We start from the raw sequence: 15667 nt of genomic DNA on the forward strand, positions 1-15667 counted from the left end.
GGAACGACTCACCGAGTACGGCTGCCACGAGCAGCCGTCTTCTCAGCCCGCCGCCGCACCCACCGGCTCCGGGATACGGAACGGCTTTCCGCATCCGCCGCACATGATCGGGGCCTGGGCCAGCACCGACGGAACCACACGGACGTTGCGGCCGCAGTCGCAGACCGCCTTGACGCGGACGCCGCCCCCGGAGGAGCCGTGGCGGGCGGCGGGGCCCCGGAACGTGCGGGACGTGTCCGCGGCCGTCGCCGCCGAGTGCGCCTTCAGCGCCCGCTGCAGCCGCTCCATCGTCGGCCGGTAGCGCCGCTTGGCCTCGGGGTTGAGCGTGACGAGGGAGAAACCGCTGCTCGGGTGCGGCTCCTCGGGATGGTCCAGGCCCAGTTCCTCGGCGATCGCGAGGAATCTGCGGTTGTGGTAGCGGCCGGCACGGGAGGTGTCGCGTACGCCGCGGGCGGCGGCGATGCCGTGGACTGCCTCATGAAGCAGTCGCTCGAAGGAGAGTTCGTGCCCACAGGCGGACGACGACTCTCCGATCAGGGACTCAGGCGCGGCAAGATCGGGCAGCTCGGGGTGGTACCGCTGAATGTCGGCCCACGCCTGCGCCAGCTCTGCGGCGAGAACAGGTGGTGTCGTGCTCACGTAATGACAACGAGCCTGAGTGCCCCTGTGTTCCTATTACGGGGCATCCCAAATAATTTGCACGTACCCGTCAGTTTGCCGCTGATGCGTCCGGAGGAGGGCGGGTGCGATGATCTGCGGAGAAGTTTCACAGCTCGTACCAAGCCGGTGCGTAGTGACCTCTACGCACCGGCGCGTAGGTGAACCGCGCACATCGGGGCACCTGTGGTCTGCCGATGTGCAAGAGGCGTTTCGGCCTCTTCTCCCCTTACCTCAGTAAGCGCGCGCGACGACCGCGACGTTACCCGGTGCGTCGTCCGCGTCGGGAACCGCCCCGTCCTCGGTGACCAGACAGCGTACGGTCACGGCGTGTTCGGCCAGCTCGGCCTCGCCGTCCTCGCCGAGCACGGACCACGGGATGCGGGCCCAGCCGCCGGCGACCGCCGCCTCGACGGCCTCGTCGATCGTCGACACCTCCGCCGTACGGGACAGGCGGCGCTCGCGCGACTGCTTCAGGAGCAGCGCCTGGTCCTCCTCGAGGATCCCGGGAACCAGACCCGGGAGCGCCTCGAGCGCCACCGGCTCCTTGCCCCCGGCGATGCGGCGGGCCAGCATCGCGGTGCCGTTCTCCAGGTCGCGGGGGCCCACCTCGATGCGTACGGGCACACCCTTGAGCTCCCAGTCGACGGCTCGGCGGCCGAAGGGGGTGTCGGTGCGGTCGTCCACGTGGACGCGGACACCGGCCGCCGCGAGCCGGTCGCCGATCTCGTGGACCTTGGCCAGAACCGCCCCGTCGTCCTTGATCGCGAGAACGACGGCCTGGATCTGCGCCAGACGCGGCGGGACCCGGAGACCGTCGTCGTCGCCGTGCGTCATCACCAGGGCGCCGATCATGCGGGTGGTGGAGCCCCAGGAGGTCTGCGACACGTATTCCTGCGAGGCGTCCTTCGAGAGGTAGCGGGTGTTGAACGCCTTGGCGAAGTTCTGGCCCAGTTCGTGGCTGGTGACCATCTGGAGGGCCTTGCCGTCGCCCATCATGCTCTCGAGCGTCAGGGTGTTGACGGCACCGGCGAAGCGTTCCTTGACCGTCTTGCGCCCGGACACGAAGTCCATCGCGAGGACGTTCTCCAGGAAGTCGCCGTAGACGTGCCGCTGGATGTGCGCGGCGAAGTCGCGTGCCTCCTCATAGGTGGCGTGCGCGGTGTGGCCCTCCTGCCACAGGAACTCGGAGGTGCGCAGGAAGAGGCGGGGCCGGAGCTCCCAACGCACCACGTTCGCCCACTGGTTGATCAGCAGGGGCAGATCGCGGTAGCTCTGGATCCACTTGGAGAAGTACTCGTTGACGATGGTCTCGGAGGTGGGCCGGACCACGGCGGGCTCCTCGAGCTCCTTGCCCCCGGCGTGCGTGACGACCGCGAGTTCGGGCGCGAAGCCCTCGACGTGGTCGGCCTCCCGGGTGAGGTACGACTGCGGGATCAGCAGCGGGAAGTACGCGTTCTTGGTGCCGGTCCCCTTGATGCGGGCGTCCATCTCGGCCTGCATCCGCTCCCACAGCCCGTACCCGTACGGTCGGATGACCATGGTGCCGCGCACCGGCCCGTTGTCGGCCAGTTCGGCCTTGCTGATCAGGTCCTGGTACCAGCGCGGAAAGTCGTCCGCCCGGGGCGTGAGAACGGGTGCCTTAGCCATGGCGCGATGGTACGGGGACAGCTTCTTGCACCGTGAATCATTTTGTCGCCCGGGGTGGGCGGGGGCGCGCGGACGGCTCACATGGAGTGCGTCGCAACCCCTGGACGCCACGACGGGCGCGGAGTTACCTGGCATGCGGGGGGATTCCGGGTGGAACGCACGTCACGGGGGCCAGGGAATCGAACACAGCGACAACTCTCGTCTGATTGGGGCGCTTTCGATGACACCGACGCTCGCGCGACATCACCTCCCCCACGCGGGGGCGACTGCCCGCGTGGACCGGCGTGAACGCGCGCGTGACTGGGCCGAGATCCAGGAGCGGATGCTCGTGCCGCTCTACGAGGCCGTCTACGAGCGGCTCGAGGTGAATTCGGAGACCCGTCTGCTCGGGCTCGGGTGCGGGGCGGGGCTCGCCCTGCTGATGGCCGCCGCCCGGGGCGCGTCGGTCACCGGTGTCGACCACGGGGCGGACGAGCGGCTGGCCCTCGCCCGCGAGCGGCTGGAGCCGGGGCCGTGGGGCACGCGGACGCGGGGTGACGCGCGGATCGTCGACGGGTCTGTCCGAACGGCGGCGACCGCACCGGGAGCGCCGGCGTACAACCTGGTGACCGCCTTCGAACCGGTCGCAGGCGCGGCCGGGACCGAGGTGGATCTCGAGGAGCAGCTCACGGCGGCCGTACCGCTCGCCGAGCACGGCGCGTTCGTGGTGCTCGCCGGCTGGGGCCCGCCCGAGCGGTGCAGTGCCTCGTCCGTGCTCCGGGTCGCCGCGAAACTGGCCGACCCCCAGGGAGACGGTGGCCGTTGGCGCCCGTCCCGGCGCGACGACCTGGAGGAGACGGCGCAGCACTGCGGACTGCGGCCGGACGGGTCGGGGCGGGTGGCCTGTCCCTTCGGATACGCCGATCCGGGCAGCGCGGTGCGCGGGATGCTGTCGACGGGGCTCTTCGACGCGGCGATCGGCGCCACGGAACCGGCACAGGTCGACAAGGAGCTGGCGGAGGCACTGCACCCCTACCGGCGGCCGGACGGGACGGTGTGGATGCCGAACGTGTTCCGGTATCTGGTCGCGCGCATCCCCTAGACCGGCGATCGGGGCCCTACCAGCGGCTCGCTCAGTCGTCCTTCCTCAGGCGCAGGACGCCGGCGATGCGGTACGCCTCCGCCTCGTCCAGGGTCTCGTCGACCAGGAGCGCCTCCGCCAGCGCGTCCAGTTGCCCCCGGTGGTCGGTGAGTTTGCGGCACGCCTCCTCGTAGCACTCGTCCACGATGCGGCGCATCTCGCTCTCGATCACGTCCAGTGTGTGCGGGGCGGCGGTGAGGCCGTAGGCCTGCTGTGCGTCGCTGGGGAGGGCCGAGAAGCGGCCCACCCGCTCGCTCATGCCCCAGCGGGCGACCATGCCGCGGGCGATGCCGGTGACCTGTTCGAGGTCGTTCTCGGAGCCGGTGGTGACGACCCCGAAGACCACGTGTTCCGCGGCCATGCCGCCGAGGGCGCCGATGATGCGGCCGCGCAGATACTCCTCCGTGTACGCGTATCTGTCGGCCTCCGGGGTCGACAGCGTCACCCCCAGCGCCCGGCCGCGCGGCACGATGGTGACCTTGCGGACCGGGTCGGCACCGGGCTGCAGCATCCCCAGGAGTGCGTGTCCGCTCTCGTGGTAGGCCGTGCGGCGCCGCTCCTCCTCCGGCATCAGGAGCGAGCGTGCGGCACCCAGCTGGACCTTCTCCAGGGCCTCCAGGAAGTCGTGCTGCGCCACCTGCTGCTGTTGCCGCTTGACCGCGAGGAGCGCCGCCTCGTTGGCGAGGTTGGCCAGTTCCGCGCCGGTCATGCCCGGGGTCATCCGGGCCACCTGCGGCAGGTCCACGTCCGGGGCGAGGGGCATGTCGCGGGTGTGGATCCGCAGGATGGCCTGACGGCCGTCGCGGTCCGGCGGCGAGACGGTGACCACCCGGTCGAAGCGGCCCGGACGCGTCAGCGCCGGATCCAGGACGTCGGCGCGGTTCGTCGCCGCGATGACGATCACGCCCTCGGACCCCGAGAAGCCGTCCATCTCCGTGAGGATCTGGTTCAGGGTCTGCTCGCGCTCGTCGTGGCCGCCCAGCGAGGCTCCGCCGCCCCGGATCCGCCCGATCGTGTCGATCTCGTCGATGAAGATGATCGAGGGAGCGGCCTTGCGGGCCTCGTTGAACAGTTCGCGGACGCGGGACGCGCCGACGCCCACGATCATCTCGATGAACTCGGAGGCGGAGGCGGAGAAGAACGGCACGCCGGCCTCGCCGGCCACCGCCCGGGCCAGCAACGTCTTGCCCGTGCCCGGCGGGCCCGTCAGCAGGACGCCGCGCGGCATCTTCGCGCCCATGCTGCGGTACGCGTCCGGGTTCCGCAGGAAGTCGACGACGTCGTTCAGCTCGCCCTTGACCTCGTCGATCCCGGCGACATCGGCGAACGTGGTGCGTCGGATGCCCGGATGCAGCTCCACCGGCCTGGGGGGCGCCCTGCGGCCCAGCATGCCTCCCGGGCCGCCGAGGCCCGTGCGCACCCGGCGGGCGATGAAGATCCACACCGCCGCCAGGATCAGCAGCGGCAGCAGCGAGATCAGCAGATTGGACAGGAAGCTGCGTTCCTGCACCACCGGCTGGGCTGTCACGGTGACGTGGTGCTGCGTCAGGTTCTGCCAGAGCTTGTCGTCCGCGAACGCCGGGCGCTGCGTCTTGAAGGTGGTGTACTCCCCGCCGCCCGGCCTCGGTTGCGGCCGCTTCAGCTGCCCCTGGATCGCGTCGCCCTTGGAGTAGACCTTGGTGACGTTGCCGCCGGCGACCTGCTTGCTGAACTCCGTGTACGAGATGGTCGCTTCGTTGGCCGCGGTGAAGTAGGTCACCGCGGCGTAGACGATGAGGAAGACGATGACCGCGGCGGCGGCGAGACCCCACCACCCGCCCGGCGCCCGCCGGCCGCCGATCCGCCGGGGCGACTCGTCCGAGGTGCCCTCCGTGCGCCACGGTTTGTCCGGGGTTTTCCGTGGTGGCGGCGCATTGGTCATATATCGGACGGTACGGCACCGGAAAGAGCCCGGCATGCGCTGAGGGCGCCCCTCCGGTGAGGGACGCCCTCGGCGTCGTACGTCGTGAACCGCCGTACGGGTCAGCCCATGAACTTCTTGAACTCGTCCGGCAGCTCGAACTCCTGATCGCTCTGCTGCGGCAGGCCGAAGGCGCCCGCCTCCTGGGCCGCGGCGCGCCGGGCGGCGTCCTCCTGCTCCTGCTGCTTGCGCTTCATCGGGTTGCCGGAGCGCTGCTTGCCCTTGGCCTTCTTGGGCTGCTTCTTGGTCCGGCCGGGGCCCCCGCCCATGCCCGGGATCCCGGGCATGCCCGGCATGCCGCCGCCCTGGGCCATGCGGGACATCATCTTGCGGGCCTCGAAGAACCGCTCGACGAGGCTCTTGACCGCGCTGACCTCGACGCCCGAACCCTTGGCGATACGGGCCCTGCGCGAGCCGTTGATGATCGTCGGGTCCTGGCGCTCTCCCGGGGTCATCGACTTGATGATCGCGGCCGTGCGGTCGACGTCCCGCTCGTCCAGATTGTTGATCTGGTCCTTGATCTGGCCCATGCCCGGGAGCATGCCGAGCAGCTTGGAGATGGAGCCCATCTTCCTGACCTGCTCCATCTGGGCCAGGAAGTCGTCCAGGGTGAAGTCCTGGCCCTTCTTGGACGCCAGCTTGGAGGCCATCTTCTGGGCCTCTTCCTGGCTGAACGTCTTCTCCGCCTGCTCGATCAGGGTGAGCAGGTCACCCATGTCGAGGATGCGGGAGGCCATCCGGTCCGGGTGGAAGGCGTCGAAGTCCTCGAGCTTCTCGCCGTTCGACGCGAACATGATCGGCTTGCCGGTGATCTGCCGGATCGACAGCGCCGCACCACCACGGGCGTCACCGTCGAGCTTGGACAGGACCACGCCGTCGAAGCCGACGCCGTCGCGGAAGGACTCGGCCGTGTTGACCGCGTCCTGACCGATCATCGCGTCGACGACGAAGAGGATCTCGTCGGGCGAGACCGCGTCCCTGATGTCCGCGGCCTGCTGCATCATCTCCTGGTCGATACCGAGACGGCCGGCGGTGTCCACGATGACGATGTCGTGGACCTTGGTCCTGGCGAAGTCGATGGAGTCCTTGGCGACCTTGACCGGGTCGCCGACGCCGTTGCCCGGCTCGGGCGCGTAGACGGCGACGCCCGCACGCTCGGCGACGACGCTGAGCTGGTTGACCGCGTTCGGGCGCTGGAGGTCGGCGGCGACCAGCAGCGGGGAGTGGCCCTGCTCCTTGAGCCACCTGCCGAGCTTGCCCGCGAGGGTGGTCTTACCGGCACCCTGCAGACCCGCGAGCATGATCACCGTCGGCGGCTGCTTGGCGAACCGGAGCCGGCGGGTCTCACCGCCGAGGATCGTCACCAGCTCGTCGTTGACGATCTTGAGGACCTGCTGGGCGGGGTTCAGGGCCTTGGAGACGTCGCTCCCGAGGGCCCTTTCCTTGATGTTCTTGATGAAGGAGCGGACGACCGGCAGGGCCACGTCGGCTTCGAGAAGCGCAATACGGATCTCGCGGGCCGTGGCGTCGATGTCCGCCTCGGAGAGCCGGCCTTTCCCGCGGAGGTTTTTGAAAGTCGCGCTGAGGCGGTCAGAGAGGGTATCGAACACGGCGGCGTCGGTCCTCGGGGTCGGGGTCGTTTTGGGCTGCCCTCCAGGGTATCCGGCCCGGCGAGCAAATCGTCCCCGGCCGCCCGTCCGGCAGCGCACACCGGGCTCCGGGCGGCCGGGGCGTCACGCCCGCAACGTCTCCTCCAGCGCCCGCGCCACCGAGGCGGCCTCCTCGCCCGGCAGGGGCGCGCCCGTGGCGGTGGTCACATAGAAGGCGTCCACCGCGTTCGCGCCCAGGGTGCTCACGTGCGCGCTGCGCACCCGCACACCGCACTTCTCCAGGGCGCGGCCGATCCGGAACAGCAGCCCCGGGGCGTCCTGGGCGCGGACCTCGATCACGGTGGCGTGCCGCGAGGCCGCCGGGGCGACCGTCACCCGCGGCGGAGGCGCCACCACTCCCCGACGGCGGGGATAGGCCGCGTCCCGCTCCGCCAGACGCGAGGCTACGTCCAGGGAGCCGTCCAGGGCCCGCACGAGATCCGCACGCAGCCGAGCGGCCTGCGGAAGCGAGCCGTACTCCGCCGCGACCCGCCAGTCGAGCAGCAGGATCGTGCCCTCGCGGACCGGCTCCGGCAGGTCCAGCGCCCGCAGCTCCGCCGTGCGGACGGTGAGGCGGTGCACGGCCAGTACGCCCGACACCGCGGGCAGCACTCCGGGCTGGTCCGGCACGGCGATGAGCAGTTCCACGCCGAGGGGCTCGGGCGTCACTGACGGTTCCTCGGAGGGCGGCTCGGTCTGCGCGCGCAGGCCGAGAACGGGCCCCCCCGTACGGAACGCCTCGATGGCGAGCCGCTCCTGCTCGACGGTGGGTGTGACGGCCACCGGGTCGGCGGGCTCGTCGCCGGCCAGTACCGCCGAGACCCGCTTGACCAGGTCCGTCACCAGCGCCCCGCGCCAGGACGACCAGGCGGCGGGACCGGTGGCGAGCGCGTCCGCCTCGGTCAGGGCGTGCAGCAGCTCCAGGGTGCTCTGGGAACCGACGGCCTCGGCGACCGAGCGCACCGTCGACGGGTCCTCCAGATCGCGCCGGGTGGCCGTCTCGACCAGCAGCAGATGGTGGCGCACAAGCGTGGCGAGGACGGTGACGTCGTCGCGGTCGAAGCCGATGCGGCCCGCCACGTCCCGTGCGATGATCTCGCCCGCCACGGAGTGGTCGCCTGGCCAGCCCTTGCCGATGTCGTGCAACAGCGCGGCGACCAGGAGGAGATCAGGGCGGCCCACCCGACGGGTCAGCTCGGAGGCCTGCACGGCGGTCTCGATCAGATGCCGGTCGACGGTCCACAGATGCACGGCGTTGCGCTGCGGACGGCAGCGCACCCGCTCCCAGTCGGGCAGCAGACGGGTGATCAGTCCCTCGGCCTCGAGAGCCTCCCAGACCTCGACGGTCGGGCGCCCGGAGCCCAGCAGGGTCACGAGTTGTTCGCGGGCCTCGGCGGGCCAGGGCATGGGCAGGGGGCGCGCGGTGCCGGCCATGCGCCGTACGGCGTGCAGGGAGAGCGGAAGACCGGCCTGGGCGGCGGCCGCCGCGGCGCGCAGGGGCAGCACGGGGTCGCGCTCCGGACGGGCGGTGCGGGCGAGCACGACCTCGCCGTCCTGTTCCACCACGCCTTCGGCCAGCGGGGACCGCTCGACGACCGGCTTGCCACCGCCGAGGATGGCCCGCAGCCGAGGCCGCACGGCCCGCGACTTCAGGACGCGCCCCACCTCGCGCCAGGTCACATCGCTCGCATACGAGATGACACGCGCCGCCTCGTAGACCTGGCGCAGCAGCGTGTCGGCGTCCAGCAGGCCGAGCTCGGCGGCGACCTGGTCCTGCTCCTGCAGGGACAGCCGGTCCGTGGCGCGCCCGGTGGCCAGATGCAGCGCGTCCCGCACGTCGAGCAGTCTGCGCCGGGCGTCGGCCAGTCCCTCGCGCGGGGCGTCCGCTAGCCAGGAGGCGGCCACCGCGCGCAGCGCCGTGGCGTCACGCAGCCCGCCTCGCGCCTCCTTGAGGTCGGGTTCCAGGAGGTACTGCAGTTCGCCCTGCCGCTCGGCCCGCTCGGCGCACAGCTCCCTCAGCTGGGGAAGGCGTTTCGGCGCCTGGTTGCGCCAGTCGGCGAGGACGGCGGTGCGCAGGCCCGCGGTCAGCCCGAGGTCGCCCGCCAGATGCCGCGCGTCCAGCAGGCCGAGCTGCACCTTGAGGTCCTCCCCCGCGGTCCTGCGGGCCTCCGCCGGAGTGCGCACGGAGTGGTCCAGGGCGATGCCGAGATCCCAGACGGGGTACCACAGGCGGTCGGCGAGCGCGGCGACCTCCTTGGTGTCGCCGCCGTCGTGCAGCAGAAGCAGATCGAGGTCGCTGCGCGGGGACAGCTCGCCGCGCCCGTAGCCGCCGACCGCGACCAGGGCGACACCGCTCAGCCCTGCGGCCGCGGCGGTGAACAGCTGGGCGAGCCAGTCGTCCGTCAGCTTCGCCAGGGCCGAACGGCGCGGCGGCCCGGACTCCGCCCCCTCCTGGAGGAGACGCAGCCGGGCCGCCGCGTAGCCGCCGGGTTCCGAGCCCTCTGCTTCCGTACGTACGTCCGTACTCGTCACCCGGCGACTCCTGTTCCTTGGTGCCTTACAGCGCGTCCGGCCCGCGCTCGCCGGTCCGGACCCGGACCGCCGTCTCCACCGGGAGGGACCAGACCTTGCCGTCCCCGATCTTGCCGGTACGGGCCGCCTTGACGATGACGTCGATCAGCTGTTCGGCGTCGTCGTCCTCGGCCAGCACCTCGATGCGGATCTTGGGGACCAGATCGACCGTGTACTCGGCGCCCCGGTAGACCTCGGTGTGTCCCCGCTGACGACCGTAACCGCTCGCCTCGGTGACTGTCAGGCCGTGCACCCCGAAGGCCTGCAGGGCCTCCTTGATCTCGTCGAGCCGGTGGGGCTTCACGACGGCGGTGATGAGCTTCATGCGTCCACCTTCTTGCTCTGCGCGGCGGCCAGGACCGAGGTGGCGGAGCCGACGATCCCACCGCCGGCACCGCTGAAGTCGTAGGCGGTCTCGGCGTGCTCGGCCTGGTCGATGCCGGACACCTCCTCGTCCTCGGTGACACGCATGCCGATGGTCTTGTCGAGGAGGAAGGCGAGAACCGCGGAGACCACCAGGGAGTAGGCCAGCACCGCGAAGACACCGGCGCACTGCTTCCAGAGCTGATCGGGGCCGCCGCCGTAGAAGATGCCCTTGACGTCGGACTGGCCCTTGCCGCTGGCGAAGAAGCCGATGAGCAGGGAGCCGATGACACCACCGACCATGTGGACACCGACGACGTCGAGCGAGTCGTCGAAACCGAACCGGAACTTCAGGCCCACCGCCGCGGCACACGCGACACCGGCGATGGCGCCGACCGCGATCGCACCGAGCGGGGAGACCGCACCGCCGGACGGGGTGATCGCGACCAGGCCGGCCACGGCGCCGGAGGCGGCGCCCAGCGTGGTGAAAGCACCGTGGCGGATCTTCTCGTAGGCGAGCCAGGCCAGCATGGCGGCCGCGGTGGCGATCTGGGTGTTGACGAACATCAGCGGACCGACGCCGTCGTCGTTGCCGAGCCAGGAGCCGGCATTGAAGCCGAACCAGCCGAACCACAGGAGGCCGGCGCCGAGCATGACCAGTGGGAGGCTGTGCGGACGCATCGGGTCCTTCTTGAATCCGACGCGCTTGCCGATGACCAGGATGACGCCGAGCGCCGCGGCGCCCGCGTTGATGTGGACGGCCGTACCGCCGGCGAAGTCGATCACACCGAGCTCATAGGCCCAGCCGCCGGTTCCCCAGACCCAGTGGGCGACCGGGAAGTACACGATCGTGACCCACAGCACCAGGAACAGCGCCCAGGCGGAGAACTTCACGCGGTCCGCCAGGGCGCCGCTTATCAGGGCGGGCGTGATGATGGCGAACATCAGCTGGAAGACGGCGAAGACGAAGACCGGGATGGTGTATCCGGGCCAGAGGTCCATCGTGCCGATGCCGCTGAAACCGACCCAGTCGGAGGTCCAGCCGACGATCGATCCCTTGTCGGTGCCGAAGGCCAGGGAGAAGCCGTAGAGCACCCACAGGATGGTGACGATCCCCAGGCTGATGAAGCTCATCATCAGCATGTTCAGGGTGCTTTTGACGCGGACCATGCCTCCGTAGAAGAAGGCCAGGCCCGGGGTCATGAGCATCACCAGGGCGGAGCAGATCAGCATGAATCCTGTGTTGGCGGACGACAGCTTGGGTGCGTCCGCCGCAAGCATGATGGCGGCTGGTGCCATCGGCGTCTCCTCGTCGGTTGGTACGGCCCCGTGCGGGCGAAGCCTGAGCGGTCCGGATCAGTGAGGGGTGGGCCGGTTATGCGCCATGAGACTGGCGCAGCGCCGTTTCCGTGAAAGCCCCTCGATGTTTCACCGCAGTGACGAAGGCGCCGGGCGTGTTACGCCTTGATGAACTACCGGCTGCTGACCATATCGATCGTTTTCGTGACGCAATCCTCGACGAGGACGCGGCTTCACGCCCCTCGGCGTGCGCGCGTCCCGGGCCGACCGGGTGCCGTCGGGTGCGCGGTGCAGCGGTGGCGGAAAAGCAGGCCGACCGCGACGGCCATCCGATGACCTGGCATGGGGGAGCCGAGTCGGGCGGTTCGGGATGGCGGCCGCGGCCGGGGTCCCAGGGGGCCCTTGGACCGAGTGGGCCCGGGGGGTCAGACCGCGTCGGCGGTCTCCGGCAGATGGGTGGCGAGATGGTCGGTCAGTTCGACGACGTCCGAAAGATCACCGAAATCGCGTACAGCCGTGTCGACGGTCTTTCGGATACGCGTATTGACGCGTTCGGACCGCACCTTCTTCGCGATCTCCATGGACCGCCTGGCCAGCACCGCGCTCTCCTCGGGCTCACGCTGAAGGAGATGCACGGTCGCCATGCCGATGAGATTGAGGGCGTACGACCGCTGGTGCTCGCTGTCGTCGGCGAAGCGCTCGACGGCCTGCCGCATCAAGGGCTCGGCGAGGGAGGCGTACGTGGGACTGCGGCCCGCGACATAGGCCAGATCACGGAACGAGTGGGAGTTCTCGGCGTAGAGCTCGGCCTCGGAGAAGAAGCGGATCCAGTCGGGCTCGGGCTCGTCGCACTCGAGCACGTCGGCGAAGGTGTCCTCGGCCATCCGGACGGCGCGCTTGCACTTGCCGGGCTGACCCATGTTCGCGTAGGCGCGCGCCTCCATCGCATACAGCATCGACTGGGTCCGCGGGCTCGCGCAGTCCCGGCTGCCGTACTGCGCCAGATGGATGAGTTCCAGGGCGTCGTCGGGCCGGCCGAGATGGATCATCTGGCGGCTCATGCTGGAGAGGATGTACGAGCCGAGCGGCTTCTCGCCCGCCTCCTTGGCGGCGTGCAGCGCGAGGACGAAGTACTTCTGCGCGGTGGGCTGAAGTCCGACGTCGTAGCTCATCCAGCCGGCCAGCTCGGCGAGCTCCGCGGCGACCTTGAACAGCCGCCTTGCGGTGGCCTCGGTCTGCGGCTCCTGCAGCAGGTCGGTCACCTCGTGGAGCTGGCCGACGACGGCCTTGCGGCGCAGACCGCCCCCGCACTGGGCGTCCCATTTGCGGAACATCACGGTGGTGGTCTCGAGGAGGTCGAGCTCGGGCTTGGACAGCCGGCCGCGGCCGCGCCCGGGGGCGGACTCGGGGTCCTCGCGCGGGGCGGCGGGGCCCGGCACGAGCCAGCGCTGCATGGGTTCGATGAGGGCCGGGCCCGCGGACAGGGCCAGCGAGCTGCCGAGGAAGCCGCGCCGCGCCAGCATCAGGTCGCTGCGCGAGAACTCGCTGATCAGCGCGACCGTCTGCGGTCCCGTCCACGGCAGGTCGATGCCGGACACGGAGGGTGACTGGTGGGCGGTGCGCAGCCCGATGTCCTCGACGGCGACCACACAGCCGAAGCGCTCGGAGAACAGCTCCGAGAGGATCCTCGGGATCGGCTCGCGCGGGTTCTCCCCGTCCAGCCAGCGGCGCACCCGCGAGGTGTCGGTGGAGATGTGGTTGGCACCCAACTGACGGGCACGCCGGTTCACTTGACGCGCCAGCTCGCCCTTCGACCAGCCGCTGCGCGCGAACCATGAGCCGAGCAGCTCATTGGGGCGCTTGTCAGCGTTCGTACCGCCTCCGCCGTTGTCGCCCACCGGAACGCCCCCATCCTTCAAACCACTTGTGCGCTGTGTGCGCAAAGCCCTACCAGAATGCCGTTGAATACGGTCCCGCGTCCGCCGGTTCTCACTCGCCGGACGGGAACCTGCTTGCCCCCGGCATACCCACGAGTGCGTGCATCCCCAGGGTTTGTGCACTCAAAGTAATCCTACGATCACGCACCCAGCCATGGTGATTCCAGAAACGCCACCATTCGCCACCCCTTCGAATGAACTCACTGTGGCCTCGGCACGATTCACTTGACACATGACAGCCGGCGGCGGATGGAGCGGTGCACTCACCGGCGCACGCGACCGTACGCACCACCCGGCATGCACCCGGACGCCGTTCGGACCACACGGCGGCCACAAGCGGATCGGGCACTCGGAGTCACGTTCCCGTTTCGCCGCGTAACCACCAGCGCGTCGGACCCGTTGGAGGGGGCATGGGCTTCACGATCGGCGGCACGCGGGCGATCCGCGAAATCAGGCCCGGCGCTCGGCGCCGGGGCCGCTCCTCGGAGTGCACGGTCGTGGCCGAGTACACCGGCCTGTGGGGCTGGGACGTGGTGCCCGGGGCCCGGGCGGTCGCGGGAACTTGCTCGTGCGGCAGGAGCGACTGCACCAGGCCGGGTGCGCATCCACTGGACTTCGCGCCGGTCGTCGGCGCGGGCTCCACGCTCGACGAGGCGACCCGGGCCTGGGCGGAGGTCCCGGGCGCCGCGGTGATGCTGCCGGTCGGCCGGGCGTTCGACGTGATCGAGGTCGCGGAGGCGGCCGGACGGCGCGCCCTCGTCCGGCTGGAGCGCATGGGCCTCCCCCTCGGCCCTGTGACGGCGACCCCGGAGGGCCGCGCCCACTTCTTCGTCGCCCCGGGCTCCGCGGCCGAACTGCCCGATTTGCTGTACCGGATGGCGTGGGACGACACCGACCTCGACCTGCACGCGCTCGGCCCCGGCGCGCACATCACCGCCCCGCCCTCGGACCGCGCCGGCCTCGGCCCCGTTCGCTGGCTGCGCTCCCCCGCCCTCGACTCGGCGACCCATCCACCGGCCGCGCGCCTGCTGATCGGCACCCTCGCCTATCTGGCACACCGCTCACGCGCCTGAGCCGGCCGCGTCTCCGGCACAGCGGAAACAGAAGGGCCCCACTCCGTTCGCACCATGGAGTGGGGCCCTGATCGCCTACTGCGGTGAGGCGACCGTGCGCCTCGTGGGAGCCGTCAGTCGCCGATAAGCGCATCCACGAACGCCTCCGGCTCGAACGGGGCCAGGTCGTCGGCGCCCTCGCCGAGACCCACCAACTTGACCGGCACGCCCAGCTCGCGCTGGACCGCGACCACGATGCCGCCCTTCGCCGTGCCGTCGAGCTTGGTGAGCACGATGCCGGTGATGTCGACGACCTCGGCGAAGACGCGCGCCTGGACAAGACCGTTCTGCCCGGTCGTGGCGTCGAGCACCAGCAGCACCTCGTCGAGCGGGGCGTGCTTCTCCACGACGCGCTTGACCTTGCCGAGCTCGTCCATGAGGCCGGTCTTGGTGTGCAGCCGGCCCGCGGTGTCGATGAGCACGACGTCGTAGCCCATCTCCTTGCACTCCTTGACCGCGTCGAAGGCGACGGAGGCGGGGTCGCCGCCCTCAGGGCCGCGCACGGTATAGGCACCCACCCGCTCGCCCCAGGTCTGCAGCTGATCGGCGGCGGCGGCGCGGAAGGTGTCGGCGGCACCGAGGACGACGGTGCGTCCGTCGGCCACGAGGACGCGGGCGAGCTTGCCGGTGGTGGTGGTCTTGCCGGTGCCGTTCACCCCGACGACCATCACGATGCCGGGCTTGGTGCTCTCGGGCTCGGTCCGGACGACGCGGTCCATGTCGGTGCCGACGAGCGTGAGCAGTTCCTCACGCAGCAGCCCGCGCAACTCCGCGGGCGTGCGGGTGCCGAGCACCTTCACACGCTCGCGCAGCCGCTCGACCAGTTCCTGGGTGGGCTGCACGCCGACATCGGCGGTGAGCAGCGTGTCCTCGATCTCCTCCCAGGTCTCGTCGTCGAGGTGCTCGCGGGACAGCAGCGTGAGCAGCCCCTTGCCGAGCGCGTTCTGCGAGCGGGACAGCCGGGCCCGCAACCGGACCAGGCGGCCGGCGGTGGGCTCGGGGATCTCGATCGGGGGCGCCTCGACGGTGGGCGGCTCCTCGACGACTACGGGGGCGGAACCTCCTGGGAGGTCCACCTCCTCGATCGTCCGGCGCTCCTCGTCGCGCGGTGTCTCGGCCTCTTCGCCTACGTGCGGCTCGGCCGGAGGGGCGGTGATGTCGGGCGTCTTCGGGGGCGCCGGAGGCAGCGACTTCCGGCGCCGACTGCCGATGAGGAGCCCGCCGAGCGCGCCGATCACGACCACGGCGATGACTACAGCAAGGATGACGATTTCCATAACCCGTCCAGTATGGCGTGACCTACCGCTCGGCCGTTCGTTCTACGCGCGGGGTCTCACCGGCCCCGCCGG

At 70.6% G+C, this 15667-nt stretch carries 11 protein-coding genes; 2 read left to right on the plus strand and 9 right to left on the minus strand.

Annotated elements, in window-relative coordinates; genetic code table 11:
- Positions 1-42 precede the first annotated feature (42 nt).
- Together RCR19_RS11110 and proS are read right to left on the minus strand one after the other, a co-directional pair.
- Complete coding sequence (locus tag RCR19_RS11110; RefSeq protein ID WP_059129081.1) at positions 43-639, minus strand: hypothetical protein; 597 nt, start codon at positions 637-639, stop codon at positions 43-45.
- A gap of 252 nt (positions 640-891) precedes the next feature.
- The gene (gene proS, locus RCR19_RS11115) at positions 892-2307 is read right to left on the minus strand and encodes a proline--tRNA ligase (protein WP_331264994.1); all 1416 of its coding nucleotides are present in this window, start codon (positions 2305-2307) and stop codon (positions 892-894) included.
- Positions 2308-2527: 220 nt separating this feature from the next.
- On the opposite strand from proS, the gene RCR19_RS11120 reads away from it, so the two are divergent.
- A complete protein-coding gene (locus RCR19_RS11120) occupies positions 2528-3388 on the plus strand; it encodes an SAM-dependent methyltransferase (protein WP_331264995.1) in 861 nt (286 codons plus the stop codon).
- A 31-nt stretch (positions 3389-3419) separates the two neighbouring features.
- Here the strand turns inward: RCR19_RS11120 and ftsH are convergent, their stop codons facing one another.
- The 6 genes from ftsH to RCR19_RS11150 form a co-directional block, all read right to left on the minus strand.
- The gene (ftsH, locus tag RCR19_RS11125; RefSeq protein WP_331264996.1) at positions 3420-5348 is read right to left on the minus strand and encodes an ATP-dependent zinc metalloprotease FtsH; all 1929 of its coding nucleotides are present in this window, start codon (positions 5346-5348) and stop codon (positions 3420-3422) included.
- Positions 5349-5449: 101 nt separating this feature from the next.
- Positions 5450-6997, minus strand: coding sequence for a signal recognition particle protein (gene ffh / locus RCR19_RS11130; RefSeq protein ID WP_331264997.1), 1548 nt, complete (start codon positions 6995-6997; stop codon positions 5450-5452).
- A gap of 123 nt (positions 6998-7120) precedes the next feature.
- Positions 7121-9568, minus strand: a complete 2448-nt coding sequence (locus tag RCR19_RS11135) for a [protein-PII] uridylyltransferase (RefSeq protein ID WP_331264998.1) — start codon at positions 9566-9568, stop codon at positions 7121-7123.
- Between the two features lie 25 nt (positions 9569-9593).
- Complete coding sequence (locus RCR19_RS11140; RefSeq protein WP_003997576.1) at positions 9594-9932, minus strand: P-II family nitrogen regulator; 339 nt, start codon at positions 9930-9932, stop codon at positions 9594-9596.
- On the minus strand, positions 9929-11269 hold the full coding sequence (locus tag RCR19_RS11145) for an ammonium transporter (protein ID WP_331264999.1): 1341 nt from the start codon (positions 11267-11269) through the stop codon (positions 9929-9931). Before RCR19_RS11145 ends, RCR19_RS11140 begins: the two co-directional genes overlap by 4 nt.
- Positions 11270-11694: 425 nt before the next feature.
- Positions 11695-13167 carry a hypothetical protein gene (locus RCR19_RS11150; RefSeq protein WP_331265000.1) on the minus strand — a complete coding sequence of 491 codons (1473 nt, stop codon included), beginning with the start codon at positions 13165-13167 and terminating at the stop codon, positions 11695-11697.
- Between the two features lie 449 nt (positions 13168-13616).
- Here RCR19_RS11150 and RCR19_RS11155 point away from each other — a divergent pair, with 449 nt between their 5' ends.
- Positions 13617-14279, plus strand: coding sequence for a bifunctional DNA primase/polymerase (locus tag RCR19_RS11155; protein WP_331265001.1), 663 nt, complete (start codon positions 13617-13619; stop codon positions 14277-14279).
- A 113-nt stretch (positions 14280-14392) separates the two neighbouring features.
- Here the strand turns inward: RCR19_RS11155 and ftsY are convergent, their stop codons facing one another.
- Positions 14393-15595, minus strand: a complete 1203-nt coding sequence (ftsY, locus tag RCR19_RS11160; protein WP_331265002.1) for a signal recognition particle-docking protein FtsY — start codon at positions 15593-15595, stop codon at positions 14393-14395.
- Between the last annotated feature and the right edge of the window lie 72 nt (positions 15596-15667).

Source organism: Streptomyces sp. WAC07094, from assembly GCF_036320405.1.
GTDB lineage: Bacteria > Actinomycetota > Actinomycetes > Streptomycetales > Streptomycetaceae > Streptomyces > Streptomyces lannensis.

Bases quoted from the DNA above. Each gene is read 5' to 3' on its own strand.
- proS (WP_331264994.1), bottom strand. From the start codon at position 2,307: ATGGCTAAGGCACCCGTTCTCACGCCCCGGGCGGACGACTTTCCGCGC.
- RCR19_RS11120 (WP_331264995.1), top strand. From the start codon at position 2,528: ATGACACCGACGCTCGCGCGACATCACCTCCCCCACGCGGGGGCGACT.
- ftsH (WP_331264996.1), bottom strand. From the start codon at position 5,348: ATGACCAATGCGCCGCCACCACGGAAAACCCCGGACAAACCGTGGCGC.
- RCR19_RS11140 (WP_003997576.1), bottom strand. From the start codon at position 9,932: ATGAAGCTCATCACCGCCGTCGTGAAGCCCCACCGGCTCGACGAGATC.
- RCR19_RS11145 (WP_331264999.1), bottom strand. From the start codon at position 11,269: ATGGCACCAGCCGCCATCATGCTTGCGGCGGACGCACCCAAGCTGTCG.
- RCR19_RS11155 (WP_331265001.1), top strand. From the start codon at position 13,617: ATGGGCTTCACGATCGGCGGCACGCGGGCGATCCGCGAAATCAGGCCC.
- ftsY (WP_331265002.1), bottom strand. From the start codon at position 15,595: ATGGAAATCGTCATCCTTGCTGTAGTCATCGCCGTGGTCGTGATCGGC.